Source organism: Bacillus sp. THAF10, from assembly GCF_009363695.1.
GTDB lineage: Bacteria > Bacillota > Bacilli > Bacillales > Bacillaceae_I > Sutcliffiella_A.
In genome coordinates, this window is the sequence record NZ_CP045403.1 from 572762 (window position 1) to 589988 (window position 17227).

Sequence of the window (17227 nt, forward strand, 5' to 3'; positions counted from 1 at the left end):
ATGACTGGAAGTGGGAGGGGTTTGTTAAAAGAGTGATTACTTTGGTGCAAAACTTATATGTTATTTATTCCAAAAATTGTCGAAAAAACAAAGAGAATTATTATATAATATAAATAAGTTAATTTTCTGAATAATAAATTTATTGAAGTGAGGGATTCTAAATGTATTTTGTAGAGATAAAGCATGATGGTTTACATAAGTATCGAGTAATAAAGGGAAAGGAAAAGTATGTAGTTGAACAAAAAGCTTATGTGCAAATGAAACAATGGGATGAAATGTGGGACAAGAAACAAGAAGTTGAAAGGAAAAATAGAGAACGAAAGAACGTGGCTCTAGAAAAAGCTCAGAAAAAAGCTGATGCTGAACAACAAACAAAAGAAGCTTTGGAAGAGCTTGAGCTAATTAATCAAACACTACTTCATACTTTAGAGGTAGATGACAAGATTGATTGGGATTCTTTAAAAGATGTCTCTAAATTTACCAGGTCAAAACCTTTAGAACCTAGTGAACCGTCGTATGCTAAAGAACCTGATAAGATTTCCTATGAACCTAAATTTGGTCTGTTGGATAAAATCTTTTCTTCCAGCAAGCAGAAAAAAATTGATTTATCAAATAAATTGTATGAAGAGGCTTTACTTAAGTGGAAGAGGGATACTGATGATGTAAAAACAAAATATGATCAAGATATGGATGCATTCAATAACAAGTTGGATAAATGGAAGAAATCGAAAGAAGCTTTTGATTTGATAAAGAAAGAGAAAAACGATGCGATAGAAATGCAGAAGCAGCTATATTTAGCAGCTGAAAGTGAGTCGATAATTGAATACTGTGACATGGTTCTATCTAACTCAGAATATCCAGATTATTTTCCTCAAGAGTTTGAAATTGACTATAATTCTATTAACAAAACTCTTATCGTTGAGTATGTATTACCTGATATTTCCTATATGCCAACCTTAAAAGAGGTAAAATATATTGTATCAAAAGACGAGTATAAAGAATCGTTTATTACTGATGCTGTGGTAAGAAAAATGTATGACAAACTCCTTTATGACATCACTTTAAGAACTCTACATGAACTATTCGAAGCGGATGCCATAAACGCAATAGACTCTATAGTATTTAATGGATGGGTAAATACAATAAACAAAGCAAATGGTAAAGAAGAGAACATTTGTATTCTTTCAGTCCAAACTTCAAAAGAAGAATTTATGGATATTAACTTGAAAATGGTAGAATCAAAAACTTGTTTTAAGAATTTAAAAGGTATAGGAAGTAGTAAATTGTTTAGTCTTACTCCTATAGCTCCGATACTTAAAATTCAAAGGGAAGATAGTCGCTTTGTAGCTTCATACAATGTCACTGGCAACGTTGATGAAGATACAAATTTAGCTGCCATGGATTGGCAAGATTTTGAGCACTTAATTCGGGAGTTGTTTGAAAAAGAATTTAATGCTTCAGGTGGAGAAGTGAAAATTACTCGAGCTAGTAAAGATGGCGGTGTGGATGCAGTTGCTTTTGATCCAGACCCTATTAGAGGCGGTAAAATTGTTATTCAAGCCAAAAGATATACAAATGTTGTTGGTGTTTCAGCTGTTCGAGACTTATATGGAACAGTTATGAATGAGGGTGCAACAAAGGGAATATTAGTCTCAACAGCAGATTATGGCCCAGATGCATATAACTTTGCAAAAGATAAACCATTGACTTTGTTAAATGGCAGTAACCTTTTACATTTACTACACAAACATGGACACAAAGCGAAGATCGATTTGAAAGAGGCGAAGTTGTTGGGGAAGGAGAAGATATGACGATTAAATACTATTGAAATCTGAATAAGCTTTTTTTGATTTTAGTAGGTTTGAGGGGGCAGGTTAACTGAACTGGTTGCACTTTAAAGCGCAGACGGTCTAAAAACGCTGACCCCTCAGCCCAAAAGGAGAGACGTAGGAGGTCTTATTATGGTAACTACTTCATTCAGAGTCTATCAAACGGAAAATAGTAGGTTTCAGTCCTCGCTTTTTGATTTGATGGATGGGGACCGAGAGACGAAACAGACGAAAGGATTGGCTTACTTGTTCAAGCTATCGCCAGAGTTTCTGAAGAATTTCTTAGCCATCGGTAAAATGAGCAGGAAGATCAGGGGTGGCTTAACATCCATACAGTACCAGAAATATTTGGCTTGTGACTATATAACAGTAGATGCGGAAATGACTAGCTCGGGGATGGAGAGAGTCAGAAGAGATATTACCCTGACGTTTTATAGTAAAAGTAAAAAGGTGCTTGTGTTAATTCTCGAGGCAAAAAATATAAAGCTAGAGAGAAACAAAAGCCTCGAAGAACAAATGCAGCGCTATGTTGACCCGCAATGCTTTCCACAGGATAAAGAGGTACCAACGCTTGCTGCTGCACTAACAAAGTATGAACAACCTTTTATAACCGAGACATTCCTTTCTCTCACATGGATCGAAATAATTCACATACTTCATAAGACTCTCCAGCAAAAATTAGACCCAACAAAAATAGATTTAATAAACGATTACTATAAATTCATAACAGGAGTGGATAAAGGGATGAAATACTATGAAAGAGAAATCCTATCCGTTTCAGCGGCCAAGACGTTCCAAGAAATTACCAACCATCATATTCACGCTTGTCCAAATACCACAAAGTATAACTACCGCGATCCTATCTTCATTACATTTCGTAAAAAGGGAGGCGAAATGGACAAGCTTTATAAAATAGAAGAAATTAGAATAATACCACCAGGAAACTTGTCTGTTCTAAACGACATTTCCAAAAGCAACCTTCCATACAAGGAAAGGCTTTTAAAGTATATTGAAGACCGTAAAAAAAGCCATGGCTTTAAGAGTCACGATACATACAGATTTTATATACTCTCCGAACACAACAACATTGAATTATCACATAGGCCTCGTCCGGAAAAGAATAATGCTGGAGGATGGTACTACACCTTATCTGAGATGTTGAAGGGAGAGAAGGTTGTGGTTACGGATTCGAAGTGAGAAGAAGTTGGGAAAAATGCGATGATTTGAGTCAATGTTGAAATGTTTTTTAGTTTCTTCGACAAGTTTCGGGGTGTCACTGTGAACATTCTTATTCAATGTCATTTTACTTTTATTATTCCCAAAAAGAATCATCCTTTATTTTTTAATGGGTGTCTTATTAGAAAAAACTTGAAATTAAATGGGTATAAATGGACAATGGTAGTATAAGAGTTTATAACTAAATCCTTTAACAAATTGGAGTGGAATAATATATGTGGGCTGATGATGCTTCGAAAATTGATATGCTTGCCTATCGACCATATGCTGATTTAATTACTGAAATCGCTGTAAGTAAAAGAATGAACCCATTAACCATAGGCTTATTTGGTAATTGGGGAAGTGGAAAATCAACCTTACTAAATTTAATAGAAGAACAAACATCTTCTAATGCAGATAAAAAAATTGCTGTGGTTAAAGTAAATGCATGGATGTTTGAAGGCTATGAGGATGCAAAAACTGCTCTAATGGAAACGATTTTACAAAGTATGAAAGAAAATCAAACCTTTTTTGAAACCTCTACAGATAATATTAAAGGTTTAATGAGAAGAGTTAATTGGATGGGAGTAGGAAAAACGGTATTAAAGCAGGGTGTTCCATGGGCTATTAGTGGAATGACAGGGTTACCTCCACTAATAATGATGCCGAACGCCTCTGACTTTGAGAATACAGAAAAAGTTCAGGAACAAATTGAAAAGACACAGAAATTCACAGAAGAATACATGAAAGCAAATCCGCAAGAAAATGTTGTTGAAAATATACGAGCATTTCGTGAGGAGTTTGCCACTCTGATAGAGAAATCGTCTGTAGATAATCTCATAATTCTAATTGACGATTTAGACAGGTGCAACCCTGACCGAATAGTAGAGACACTTGAGGCAATAAAATTATTTCTATCTGTTTCAAGAACGACTTTTATCATTGCAATGGATGAAAATATAATCTCATATTCTATTAAAAGAAAATATCCTCAATTAGATAGTGAGGGAATAGATGTCTCTGTTGACTATATAGAGAAAATTGTTCAGCTTCCTATTAGAATTGCAGAATTAGCTGAAAGTGATGTTAAGAATTATATGTTGTTGCTTATATCAGAAATGTTATTAGAAGGAGATTCAATAAATCAACTAATTGAAAAGTTAAGAGAGAAAGGAATTTTTATTAAGGGAGAAATAATTTCAGGTACAGAAATATTAGATATAGTTCAAAATGAAATAAGAGTTGATGGGCCCAAATACAGAGGAAGTACAACCCAAGAGCAATTTGAACAACAAATACAGATATTTAATAGTATAGGCGGTATTGTTGCTTCTTCTTTAAAAGGAAATCCACGTCAAACTAAGAGGTTTTTAAATACGTTTTACATACGTAAAAGGCTCGCAGAAATCCAAAAATTAGACTTCAATTTAGCTATATTAGCTAAATTGATGGTATTAGAATATTTTGATAGTGATTTATTCAAAGAGTTGTTTCAATGGCAATTTGAACATAGTGGAACTCCATTACAGCTAAAAACACTTGAAGAAAGATTCCTCAACGAAAGCGAGGAAGAAGATAAATTTCTTAAGCTCGAAGAGATAACTAAAAACACTGCTTGGTCAGGTGAAAAGCTGAAAAGATGGTTTGCTACAGAGCCGAGGTTAGCTGGTGTAGACCTATCACCTTACTTTTACTTAGCGAGGGATTCAGTTTCAGAGAGAAGGCTATTCTCGACAAACTTGAATCAAGAGGAAAGAAAGTACATCAACCAGATTTGTAATCTTGAAACAAACAAAGCTTTGCGGAGAAAGAAAATAGAACAGATGCTTGAGATGGACGATGTTACAAGAAATGAAATATTTAAAGGTGTATTAGAAAAATACCATCAAGATCTTACTCAATTAGAAACGTTAATTGAATTCCATAATATTATTCCTCAATATAAGTCTAAAGTTTTTGAAGAATTTAAAAAAATTAGAGTAGAAAACGTTACCCTTACTGAAATTCTACTTTTTCAGCAACTAGACACTGAATCGTTCCAAGCGTTAAAAAAATATTATGTAGAAGAGAAAAAAGCAGATAAAAAACTTTGGGATTTGGCGGGTTAATAAAGATGGGAACTTCTAAAGGTTACTTACCACCAACAGGATATTTATGGCCAGACGTGAAAAGAGACGTTACAAAAATGGTAAGAGATAATTTCTCTTCTTCATCAGTAGATAAGGCTGTTTCGAGTTTTGCAAAAGTATTGAATAGCTCTGGTGGTTCTGGGTCAAATGCAGGAAAAGCAATCCAATCAAGTGGGAGAGCACTTAGTTTTATTGATTCTGTAAGAAAATATGGATTCACTGAAACATTAGAGCGATTTGGTTTATCACATTTAAAAAACGAAACACCTGAAAATGTTCGTTCAGGGCTTCTGAACTACTTTAGTGATAGTGGAAATGAATTTTATGACAGCATTTCTAACCAAAGCATGAATGAGTTGATGAGAGAGCTCTTTAAAGGAATAAATGATGTCAGAGAGTATGAAGAGGTGTTGAACACATTAGATACAGGCGATTTCATTAGAGAGTTTATAATAAAGTTTATACAGAATTGTTTCTTTGCCAATTTCACAGAAAAGCTCTTGAGTTTATTTGACAATTTAGATAAATACCAGGTTGCAGAGAAGAACGTAAAGACACATATTAGAAATTCAATTGAAAAAAAATATTCATCAAAGAAGCTTCAAGATATAGATTGGAACGGTCAAGAAGGAAATAGAATCATCAACAACACATATAAAAGAGCTCTTGAAATCCTTTCTGCTTGGAGTGAAATGAATGACTAATATATGGATTAATAAGAATAATGATGATTTTAGTCCAAGTAAATCGTCAGAAGAACAATTCCTTTTGTTCAATTTATTTGATAAAAAGAATAAATCCAATGTCAAAACCGATATGGAACAGCTATGGAGAAGGTTTGGTAAAGAGAGTCTCTCAACTGTAAGTGAAGACTTTCTCATTATTGCTTCAAGCATATTCTGTGCTGATAAGCGAATTCCACGCAAAAACTACTCCGATAATTGGACAAGAACAATGAAACTATCAATACCTGTATTAGAAATTGAAAAATGGAATTCAGTGAAAACAGAACTCGAATATACAATAGGGTTTTTAAGTGGCGATAAATGGACATTCGAGTTTCGGCAGACAGCTTCAAGATTTAGGGCTGATAAAATGAACACAAAAAATATTCTCCCAACTGAAAGGTATGATTCAGTTAGTTTGTTTTCAGGAGGGTTAGATTCCTTCTGTGGCGCATTGACACTTTCGGAGAATAAAAAGAATACTCTTTACATCGGTTTTAGAGAATACAGTCTTTTGACGAATCGACAAAGGGAATTGTTTGATGCTATAAGTAATTCCTACTCAAAGTTAGAAAACGAATTGCTTTTGTTTAATGTAAATCCTTTGGCTCCTATCCAAAGGGGGAGAGACTCGAAAAAACTTATTGTTGAAAGCACCAGCCGAAGCAGGTCATTACTATTCATAGCAGGTGCAATATCCGTAGCTTCAATTTTAGGAAAGAAAACACCAGTTTATATACCTGAAAATGGATTTATAGGTGTAAACGTTCCTCTAACTGATAGCAGAGGAGGAAGTTGTAGTACAAGGACTACACATCCGATTTTTATTAATTCATTGAATAAAATTCTTAAAAAAATTGGTATTGAAAATCAAGTCTCAAATTTTTATTGGATTAAGTCAAAAGGAGAAATATTAGAGGAGCATCAAAACAATATTGTTTTCAAACAATATGCTCATAGAACTTTGTCATGTTCACATCCATGTCTATCTCGATATGATAAAAAGAAAAGCGATAAAGTAGTGACACCTTGTAATTGCGGTTATTGTTATCCATGTTTAATTAGAAGAGCATCTTTTGCAAAAATTGGGGAGGATCACACTTGCTATAATCCTCTATATGGATTAAGTAAAGACTTTATATTAAATTACAATAACATTCAAGGAAGATCAAGTGATTTGAAAGCTGTACTTTTTAGTTTGAGGCGGTATATCAAGCATAAAGGGGATAGTGAATACATTAGAAGTCTTTTGGTAAAACAAGGTCCACTAGACAGTGAAGAATTAGATAGTTATGAGAGAGTATATCGCCAATCGATGGAAGAGTTACTGGATATGGTAACCAGTAATGGTAACGGTTTAAAAGAATACGCTGGTATAGAGGAAGTTGGAATTAATGAGTAACTTATCAGATATGCACATCCATATCGACTATTTTAAGAACTATAATCAGATGTACAATTCTTTTGAAAGAAATAAAATATACGCTTTATTTGTCACTAACTTGCCAGAGATTTTTCAGAAATGTATAAGGGAATTTCCAGATAGCAAGTACGTTAAATTAGGTCTTGGGTATAATCCCCAATTAGTTGAAATGTACAAGTTTAATCAGAAGCTGTTTGAAGTGATGCTTCCTTTTACTAAATACATTGGAGAAGTAGGGTTAGACTATTCAAAAGAATTCGTTCACACGAAGAGAGAACAACAAAAAGCATTTGATTATATTTGTTCTCAGTCTGCAAAAACTAAGAGAATAATGTCAATCCATTCTCGTGGAGCTGAAGCAGATGTATTGGCAATGTTAAGAGACAACAAAGTGGATTATGCAGTATTCCATTGGTTTTCGGGCAATAAGGAAATTGTGTATAAAATCATAGAACAAGGGTATTACTTATCAGTCAACTATTCTATGTTAGATTCAAAGAAGGGTTTCGACATAATAAAATCCATACCAATTGATAGACTTCTGATAGAGACAGACGCTCCTTTTGGTAAAACAAATATAAAAGGCAATCCATACAATTTGTCTGAAATTTATTATCAGTTCTCAAAGAAATTAGATTTAGAACAATTTGAGGAAATCATTTATAATAACCTGGAAAAACTATTATCGAAACAAAAAGACTCTTTAAAATGATTATTGATTAAATAATATAGATTAATGTCATTTCGGAACTGAGGAATAAGTACGAGCCCATCCAAAACATTTTTCAAAAAAGTAAGGGATAATATTTTTTGACTTTTTGAAGTGCACAGAAAAAGGAAAAAATGGAATCTCTAAAACTTCGATTTACTTTAACCGAGCGTTTCAGACCGTAGACAAACTCCCATTTCAGTTCACAGCTGAAATGGGGGTTTCGTTGTTTTAAGGCATTTTGCTTGGAAGGGCTAGGGCTAAATAGGCCCAACTAGCAAGTTTTTAGGATTCATTGCAGCGGAAGTTAGTATCGCCACAGATATCAGTAAACAGTACCTTTTGTTGCTGGCATTTTAAAAATGTATCTTTTGGCAGCTAAGAGTATGCACTGTAAAATGAATATCAACATCTTTACACGGAGAAATGGTTATGATAGGCTCCATATGCCTAGGCAAGTTATGAGTTTGCCATATTGCCGAATTCATGACCATAGAGGCTCCGTGTCAAGCTCATAGAGTATGGATATAAATACAGATTTCTGTACTTTGTTAGATGCCATTACCTACAAAAGTTTTGCCAAATACAGGTGAAAATTACCACAACTTAAACTAGATTTATATCTTTACTTTGATTTATGAAAAAGCTATCAAAAAGATTATATTGATTAAAAGGTGCTCAGTAATACAATACTGCACCTTTTTTGTATTTTTTGTAACTTTATGTAAATATCCTAGTCCTTTTGCTATAATAAAAGTAATATTTTGTCGGTAGGTGAAAAGGATGGCCATTACGGTTCCGGAAACGATTAGGAGCAGTGCTACTTCTGGGGAGAGAATTTTGTTTCGTACTTTGAAGGAATATTTGCCAGATGATTATATAGTTTATTATGAACCGGAGATTCAGGGGACTAGGCCAGACTTTGTTATTATTGGCCCTGATTTGGGGTTGATTGTTCTTGAGGTCAAAGATTACACAAGGAATACGTTGTATCAGTTGAATAAGGATGAGTGGACAATAAGAGATACTAGTGGAAATCTACATAGTGTGAAAAGTCCACTTAAACAGGCAAGAGATTATGTGTTTAAGATAAATGAAGTGTTGAAAAGGGATAAGAATTTGATCCAAACTGAGGGCAAGCATCAGTTTAAACTGAAATTCCCATATGGATATGGCGTTGTTTTTACTAGACTAAACCAAAAACAGGTATTAGAAGATGGAGTCTATTCCATTATTGACCCAGAGAGCATGCTTACTAGGGAAGAGATAGACCCGGATTATGAGGGGTTCTCAGAGGAAGTACTTGTCGAAAAGCTAATTAATATGTTCCAAGTTCCGTTTAGATTAAGAGAGCCGCTTACATATGAGGATATTAGTACGATAAGATACTATCTTTTTCCTGAAGTTCGGATTGGCGCGGAATTTAAAGAGCCCGTACCATATCAGGATCAACTGCTTCTATCATTAAGAGATATCAAAACGATGGATTTTCATCAGGAGAATATGGCTAAACAAATTGGGGATAAGAACAGACTAATCCGTGGAGTTGCTGGTAGCGGGAAGACTATCATTCTTGCTAGTAGAGCAAAAATGTTGGCTAAAGAAAATCCAGATTGGAGAATACTGATTCTTTGCTACAACATATCACTCTCTCAAAACATCACTCAAATTGTAAGAGCCATGGCTTCAGAGCCTGATAATCTATTCGATTTTCATTTTGGTGATGGAGAAGATCAGGTAACAAAAGTTCCAACGAACACTGAAGTGAGGAACTTTCATCAATGGTTAAAAAATGACCTGAAAATGAATGAGGGAATTGTTGATACTTATATTGAAAAGTTGGAGAAGGGAGAAGCAATTGCTCCAAAATATGATGCTATCCTTATTGACGAAGGTCAGGATTTTGAAGCAAACTGGCTGCATCTCGTTAGCTTATGCCTTAACCCTGAAACGAAAGCACTACTTCTTGTGGAAGATCGGGCGCAAACTATATATCCAAGAAAAAGAAGCTACATCAAAGACACAGGACTAGATTTCCGCGGTAGATCCAAAATATTAAATATCAACTACCGTAACACTACTCAGATTGTGAATTGTGCTTGGGATTTTTTCCAAAAGAATTCTTCCCTACAAAACAAGGTAGTTGTTGGAGAGACTGATGGAGTAGAGATAATCTCTCCAAAAAGTACGAAGCGCAAAGGACCAGAACCTGCAATCTTGAAAACGGAGAGTTTTACAAAAGAAATGCAGATCATTGCAAGGCAAATACAACAGCTTCACCAAGTTAGGAAGGTCCCTTTCTCAGAAATGCTTATCCTATATCGTGTAAAACGAACACATCAAGTAGACATAATTGGCACAATCCAAAGAGCACTCAAAAAAGAAGGCATTCCAGCAACATGGATCACAGAAAATGAAGCTAGTAAAAGAGCATTTAATCGAGAAGAAGAAACGGTAAAAATAAGCACAATTGACAGCAGCAAAGGTTTGGACTTCCAAGCAGTATTTATCGTAAAAGCCGATACCATGCCTTTTCCACTTGAGAAAGATAAGGAACGGGAAGTGTCATTAATGTATATCGGAATGACGAGGGCCAAAGAATATTTGTGCATCTCTTATTCTGGGAAGTCGGAGTTTACGAGTTATTTTGAAGGTTGGAAGAGAGACTTGATGGCTAAGATACAGAATAAAGAGAGACAAGTAAATCAATAGAATGTAAGGATTACTTCAACACAATACACAAGTTGCAATGAGGTGATATTTTGCCAAAAAAACCGAAAAAGAAATACTATGTAGTATGGTCTGGAAAACAACCTGGAGTCTTTTCTACCTGGGAGGATTGCAAAAGGCAGGTGCATGGTGTACCAGGATCCAGATTTAGATCTTATCCAACAGAGGAAGAGGCTAAACAAGCTTATGAATCTGGTGGGCCAAATAGTAGGATACGGGATACAAAAGCTATTCCTAAACATAAAGCTCAACTTGATATTTTTTCTAATGATGTTCAATCAATAAATTTTGAGGAAGAAAGTATCAGCGTAGACGCTGCATGTAGTGGAAACCCTGGAATCATGGAATATCAAGGTGTTTATACCAAGAATGGAAAACAAATCTTTCACTTTGGACCGATCGATCATGCAACTAATAATATTGGGGAATTCCTAGCAATTGTTCATGCTCTAGCACTGCTTAAACAAAAACAAAGTAATCTTCCAATCTATTCAGATTCTTTAACTGCAATAAGCTGGGTTCGAAACAAAAAAGCTAATACAAATATTGAACAAAATGCCTCCACCAAACGGTTATGGTTACTTATCAGAAGGGCAGAAATCTGGCTTCAAACAAATGAGTACCCAAATAAAATCATTAAGTGGGAGACAAAGGTTTGGGGCGAGATTAAGGCGGATTTTGGGAGGAAGGGATGAAACCATTCTCCTTAAATAGTTATTGCAACAACTGAATTTGTAATTGAATTCTTTGGGTACCCTACACATTCAAATTTTAAATAATGGTAAAATAGAGAAAGAGGAAATACCAAACATTTTATTGAGGTTTTTAATTTATTCAACATATGCTGAAAAGATGTCTTAGAAATAGGACATCTTTTGTAGTTTACTGCAAAAGAGAAGATGAGGTTAATAATGAAAAACGAAATGAATCAATTACAAGCTAATGCATGGAACAGAAAGAGCACTGTAGAGCTATACGTTGCTGATGAAGAACATTATAGACATAGTGACTTATTTTTACAAAATCACACTGAGGTAAAAGACGCAATTACTTTTATTCTTAATGGAAAGATAACAAAGCAAATTTTAAATTCAGAACCTAAAAAGAATAAATCTTTTAAAAGAAGGGTTGAAGCGAAACCATTAAATTTCGGTATAAGGAAAAGGTTTAAGAACTCTCCCCTGAAGTTTAAGTACGAAGTTACATTTGAAGAAGGTGTTTTTTATGATTCTTTAAAAACAGCTGGATTTGACTTTGGTCATATTGATAATCAATATAATTTGGTCAATTTCAGAAATTTGTGCTTTGGAAGAAGAGCTCTTCATAATGGGTCTGAACTTTGGAAAACAGAACTTGGTAAACGACCGCTATGGAAACAAATATCAAATAAGATGAATTTAAAAAATGAACCTGTCGGTATTGGTATTGATGTTGACTTTAAAAAGCAAACTCCAACAATCCTTGGTGAAATTCAATTTGGAAATTGGGGTCTGGTTTACCGAGATATTTTAAAAGTAATTCAGATTGAACGTGATGAAGAAGTAGATTTGTTTATATATGTAACTGCAACTGGAGTGCTTGCTGATGCTATAAGTGACGGGACTGTTAATTTTAAAAAGAGCAAGGATGTTTTTGAAGAGTATAAAAATGTTTTAAGTATGCCTATTTGGTTAATTGGTATAGATATAAAATAAAGCTATACCATTTTATGGACGGATACTATAATAATTTAACCAAAACTTAGAAACCGTAATAAATCTTTAAAAGGACTTTAAACAGTTAGAGCTGGAGTTGAAATATAAATTGTCTTTGTAGCAATGAACATATTTGGTAGATTTTTAATGTTTGTAATTCCCCTCCAACTGACTTTCATAAAATTATAGTGAATTATTATACAAATTTATATGTATGAGCTATAATAAAATAAGAACGTATGTTCTATTTGGTTCTTTTTTGCACTTCTCTTAAGTTCACCTTATCTGTTATAATAAGGCTTTATGACTTAATTAGTATTAAAAAATTTAGATTAAATTTTACATGTCAAAATTGATAATAGCCGAAAGGATGTTCGGTCTTTATGAACGTAATTGAATTATTTGCCGGTGTAGGTGGTTTTCGCATTGGGTTAGAGGCCGCAGGTGGATTTAATATAGTTTGGGGTAATCAATGGGAACCCTCTAAGAAAATACAACATGCATTTGATTGTTATGCTCGTCAATTCCACAACAACGGGATACATTCTAACGAAGATATTTCAACAGTGGATACAGAAATATTTGAGAATCAAGATATTGATTTAATTGTTGGGGGCTTTCCTTGTCAGGATTATTCAGTTGCAAGAAGCCTGAACGGTGAAAAGGGGATACAAGGAAAGAAAGGTGTACTCTTTTGGGAGATAGTTCGGTTTGTAAAAGAAACAAGTCCAAAGCACATTTTATTGGAAAATGTAGACCGTTTATTGAAGTCCCCTTCTAAACAACGTGGAAGAGATTTTTCAATTATGTTAGCCAGCCTAAGAGACCTTGATTATACAGTAGAATGGCGAGTGCTAAATGCTGCAGAATATGGACAGGCTCAACGAAGAAGAAGGGTTTTCATATTTGCAACGAAAAATCAAACTCCGTACGTTATCAATAATAGAAGCTATACTGACAGTGAGATGTTACATGATCAAGGCTTCTTTGCAAAAGCTTTTCCTGTGAAAAGTGAAATAAACGCTAAGAAAAAACCACAATCTATTATTATGAAACAAGATCTGGTTGAAATATCAGATGAAGTTTCATATAACTACTATAACGCAGGAATTATGCGTGATGGATTGGTTTATACAGAGGAAGTAACTCCAATAGAAGAGAAACCCGTGATACTTGGAGAAATCTTAGAGTCCAATGTGGATGAAAAATACTATCTATCAGAAGCAGCTATAGAAAAGTTTGAATACCTAAAAGGACCAAAAAGAATAGAGAGAACATCTGCCACAGGTCATAAATATTTCTTTTCTGAGGGTGGGATGTCTTTTCCAGAACCATTAGATAAACCTGGTAGAACCATGCTAACTAGTGAAGGAACAGTGAATAGAAGCACGCATGTTGTAGAAGACCCTCAAACGAAAAGGTTGAGAATTCTAACACCCGTTGAATGTGAGCGACTAAATGGTTTCCCAGATAATTGGACTGAAGGTATGACAGATAGAATGAGATATTTCTGTATGGGGAATGCATTAGTAGTTGGTCTAATAGAACGAATGGGGAAAAGGATCATGGAGATTGAAAACGAAAATATTCGTGGTCGTCAAGAAGAGTTGGATTTGGTATTTAAAGATTAAAAAATCTGAGAGCATCTTTTGTGCTCCCAGATTTTTTTATTTATCTAAAATACTTAGTACATATTGTTTATCCAACCAATAACACTGCTTCGTAATATATTGACCATCAGGTAGTACAACTTTATCTTTACTATCTTTTGCTTTTGGTCTAACATGACAAAGATTGTTAAATTTTGGCCCTGGAAGGTTATTATACGTTTTACTTCCTTTAGTGGTTAACTCAACCCCTGCTTTTAAAACGTCACCAATTTCACTCCACAGTGAATATAACTCTTCTTCAATTGATTGTTGTGGCATATTCCACAATTTTATTCCTTCAAAATAAGGTATTCTTTTTACTTTTGGCTCGTGATCTTCTGTATAGCGAAACACTAGAAAAAGAAACTTTTGCTCTGCAAACAACTCGTAAAGTTCACTTTCTTCCCATTCCTCATTTAAAAATGTCTTAAAATTAATATTTTTAAAGGACATATGTTCTCTTAAACTACCATTTGGCTCAAGGCTGATGGTTTTAAATGTGATGTTTGCCTTTGCAAATTCTTCAATATCAGAAAGGTTATTTTTCTTAACCCCAAGTAATTTTGTCATAATGTGAGGTATCATCGATTTGTTTCTAGGGTTATATCGTATACCTACCTCCGTACATAGTTGATCTATTTTCTTGCCATAGTGTGGCTTGAATCGTTCTTCTAAAATTTGTTCTAACGTTTTTTCTTTTAACTCATTGTGGGCAGACAAACTTTCTAGATGCTCAGGAGTTAAGTGTTTACGAATAATCCCCGTCATATAAGATGCCTTCAAAGAAAAAGCACGTTGCTTTGCTCTTAATGGGGAGAAAGGTTGTTTTCGAACGGATTCCTTGTTTGCACCTTTTGTACATGCAGAGAGGTACATGGTATCAGCTTCAGAAATCAAATGAGCTTCTCCATTTTTTATTTTAGATATGATAATCTCCCAATCTCTTTGAATTACAGCTAAGTCTTCTTCAGAGAACTCATTTAAAAACACTTTTAATATTCGGTAATCACCTAGACTTTGTTCCTTTTCATATTGATATAGCATTATTAGCATTTTATTAGCTTTTGTATAAAAGGAAGAGCTCTCAAAGGTTAACTCAAATTCTTTCATATAATCAATAATATTTAGAACTAATCGTTCTTTTGAAGAAAGAGTTCCGTTCTTATTCTTCTTAACAGGAGTAACTTTTAGCTCTACACCTAGGTTGTCAAAGTCTGGTTCTGCAATTGAATTAACAGCATAACTAAAGAAACTTTCTTCAATAATATTTCCTAGAGTTCCTTTGGATTTAATATTTTTTATTCTCCCAGTAGTATCAATTTCTCCAAATGTTTTTCCTTCTGCCTGATAGGCTCTATCCATCAATTCGTCTATCGTTTCATACTTCATAGAATTTCTCCTTGTAGCTTTAGATTCTGTAGTTTAATATTTTTAGTGTAACGAAAAAAATAGATAATGTATACTTATTAGTAAAATATATCCACTAGTTGGATTTAATGCTCTCAGGAGGAACCATGCCAACATACAACAAACTAGTTCGTGACAAAATACCACAAATAATAGAAGCAACAGGAAAAGAGTACACCACTAAAATTCTAAACGACCAAGACTACATAAAACATCTCAAACTAAAAAGCTACGAAGAACTGGATGAGTATTGTGAAGCTCAGTCAAATGAGGAAGCAGTAGAAGAGCTTGCTGACCTACTTGAAATTATCCATGCTCTAGGAAGCTATCACGGCTCCTCTATAGAAGAAGTAGAGAGGGTTCGTCAGGAAAAAATGGAGAAACGTGGAGCATTTCAAGACAAAATATTGCTGGTAGAGGTAGAAGATTGATACTCCATCATAAATGAGGATACCCATGTGAAGATAGATGAATTAAAGAATTCCATTAGCAACCTGACGTTTAGGCAAAAAAGGGAATTAAAGAGCGCCACATAAGCCTTTATTGTTATTGTATGCTTTGGGACGTTTGCAGAAGGGGATCCTAGGTTATTACCATATGAGCAACCAGGGCAGGATTTAAAGTAGCTGTTAGTAGATTTCTTAAGATCCTTCCCGTTGAACTAAAAGGAAGAGTAGGATTTTTTAAGAACGATACTCACCTGTTAATGGATAAAGTATATATAGTATTTATCAAGTAAAGGAGAATGTAGAATTGACAGAAGTTTATTTTTCAAAGTATTGTATTGAGGCCGAGATAAAAGCTAAATTTAATGAAACAGGTGAGTATAGGTACTTGCTAACAGTTCCCTTTAAAGGAAGGGATAACTCAAAACATGCTGTTGTAATAATGAAAAATCCCAGTAATGCTGGTAAGCAAGATGAGAATGGCAAGTATATTTCAGATGACACTGTTTATCGTGTTTTGGATTATTTGTTCAAGAACGAAAATAACTATAGTAAAGTGACAATATTAAATTTATTTCCTCAAATTGGTGGGGAAACAAAAAATATTAAAGATAACATTAAAACTAAGATAGGAAAGCAGTTTATTCAGAAGAATGATAAATTTATTAGAAACTACTTGCTAGAACTATCAAAACTTAAGGAGGAATATCATATAATTGCTGCTTGGGGAGCCTACAGTAAGATTACTGAAAGTTTGTATAAACAAAGAATAAGGGACATGTTTGGATTAGTTAAAGACCAAAATGTTTATCGTGTAGGTAAAATGGTTGGTGATAGACAGTTATATCCAGGTAATGGAAAATACTGGTATGATTATAAGGAGTTATTACCTTATCCAGGGACAGGAATACATTAATTATGATGGAGGTTATGTAAATGCAGCGTATTAGAAATAGAAGTACGTCTGGGCAAGGATTCTTTGAAAAGGCACACAGATATACTAATAGTTACATAATTAGATGTAGGACTTGTGAATATTGTTTTATATATGAAGCTCCTCTCGCTACAAATCCAAATCAATTTATTCCATTACAATGTGACTATTGTGGGACAAGGCTTTGTGATGTTAACGCGAGCAGTACCAGAGTAATAACGCAAGTATACTGAGAAATAGTATTCATCAAAAAATAGCGCAACAGTGTTTAATGCTCAGGTTTTTTTTTTTTTTTTTGGAATTGGATAATACTGTAAACGAATGCTAAAAGGGACTT

At 34.2% G+C, this 17227-nt stretch carries 13 protein-coding genes and 1 pseudogene; 13 read left to right on the top strand and 1 reads right to left on the bottom strand.

What is annotated here, in order from left to right; translation table 11 throughout:
• The first annotated feature begins 161 nt into the window (after positions 1-161).
• The 10 genes from FIU87_RS03225 to dcm all read left to right on the top strand — a co-directional run bounded on the left by FIU87_RS03225 (position 162) and on the right by dcm (position 14085).
• The gene (locus FIU87_RS03225; RefSeq protein WP_152443256.1) at positions 162-1811 is read left to right on the top strand and encodes a restriction endonuclease; all 1650 of its coding nucleotides are present in this window, start codon (positions 162-164) and stop codon (positions 1809-1811) included.
• Between the two features lie 150 nt (positions 1812-1961).
• Positions 1962-3026: a hypothetical protein gene (locus tag FIU87_RS03230; RefSeq protein ID WP_152443257.1), complete on the top strand. Its 1065-nt coding sequence runs from the start codon at positions 1962-1964 to the stop codon at positions 3024-3026.
• A gap of 254 nt (positions 3027-3280) precedes the next feature.
• Entirely contained in the window at positions 3281-5152 is a 1872-nt protein-coding gene (locus tag FIU87_RS03235) for a KAP family P-loop NTPase fold protein (RefSeq protein ID WP_152443258.1), read from the top strand.
• 5 nt (positions 5153-5157) lie between these two features.
• On the top strand, positions 5158-5877 hold the full coding sequence (locus FIU87_RS03240; RefSeq protein WP_152443259.1) for a hypothetical protein: 720 nt from the start codon (positions 5158-5160) through the stop codon (positions 5875-5877).
• The gene (gene qatC / locus FIU87_RS03245) at positions 5870-7300 is read left to right on the top strand and encodes a Qat anti-phage system QueC-like protein QatC (protein ID WP_152443260.1); all 1431 of its coding nucleotides are present in this window, start codon (positions 5870-5872) and stop codon (positions 7298-7300) included. The genes FIU87_RS03240 and qatC overlap by 8 nt, the downstream gene beginning before the upstream one ends.
• On the top strand, positions 7293-8033 hold the full coding sequence (locus tag FIU87_RS03250; protein WP_152443261.1) for a TatD family hydrolase: 741 nt from the start codon (positions 7293-7295) through the stop codon (positions 8031-8033). The genes qatC and FIU87_RS03250 overlap by 8 nt, the downstream gene beginning before the upstream one ends.
• Before the next feature lie 780 nt (positions 8034-8813).
• Positions 8814-10742 carry a 3'-5' exonuclease gene (locus FIU87_RS03255; protein ID WP_152443262.1) on the top strand — a complete coding sequence of 643 codons (1929 nt, stop codon included), beginning with the start codon at positions 8814-8816 and terminating at the stop codon, positions 10740-10742.
• Positions 10743-10792: 50 nt separating this feature from the next.
• The gene (locus FIU87_RS03260; RefSeq protein WP_152443263.1) at positions 10793-11455 is read left to right on the top strand and encodes a ribonuclease H1 domain-containing protein; all 663 of its coding nucleotides are present in this window, start codon (positions 10793-10795) and stop codon (positions 11453-11455) included.
• A 216-nt stretch (positions 11456-11671) separates the two neighbouring features.
• Positions 11672-12454 carry a BglII/BstYI family type II restriction endonuclease gene (locus tag FIU87_RS03265; RefSeq protein WP_172970931.1) on the top strand — a complete coding sequence of 261 codons (783 nt, stop codon included), beginning with the start codon at positions 11672-11674 and terminating at the stop codon, positions 12452-12454.
• 383 nt (positions 12455-12837) lie between these two features.
• Positions 12838-14085: a DNA (cytosine-5-)-methyltransferase gene (dcm, locus tag FIU87_RS03270; RefSeq protein ID WP_152443265.1), complete on the top strand. Its 1248-nt coding sequence runs from the start codon at positions 12838-12840 to the stop codon at positions 14083-14085.
• 36 nt (positions 14086-14121) lie between these two features.
• On the opposite strand, the gene FIU87_RS03275 is transcribed toward dcm, so the two are convergent.
• Complete coding sequence (locus FIU87_RS03275) at positions 14122-15492, bottom strand: Sau3AI family type II restriction endonuclease (RefSeq protein WP_152443266.1); 1371 nt, start codon at positions 15490-15492, stop codon at positions 14122-14124.
• Between the two features lie 125 nt (positions 15493-15617).
• Here FIU87_RS03275 and FIU87_RS03280 point away from each other — a divergent pair, with 125 nt between their 5' ends.
• The 3 genes and pseudogenes from FIU87_RS03280 to FIU87_RS03285 all read left to right on the top strand — a co-directional run bounded on the left by FIU87_RS03280 (position 15618) and on the right by FIU87_RS03285 (position 16872).
• Positions 15618-15941, top strand: a complete 324-nt coding sequence (locus tag FIU87_RS03280) for a nucleoside triphosphate pyrophosphohydrolase (protein WP_152443267.1) — start codon at positions 15618-15620, stop codon at positions 15939-15941.
• A 27-nt stretch (positions 15942-15968) separates the two neighbouring features.
• A pseudogene (locus FIU87_RS21650) lies at positions 15969-16133 on the top strand (restriction endonuclease); the annotation flags it as partial.
• A 130-nt stretch (positions 16134-16263) separates the two neighbouring features.
• Entirely contained in the window at positions 16264-16872 is a 609-nt protein-coding gene (locus FIU87_RS03285; protein WP_172970932.1) for a DUF1643 domain-containing protein, read from the top strand.
• Positions 16873-17227 lie beyond the last annotated feature (355 nt).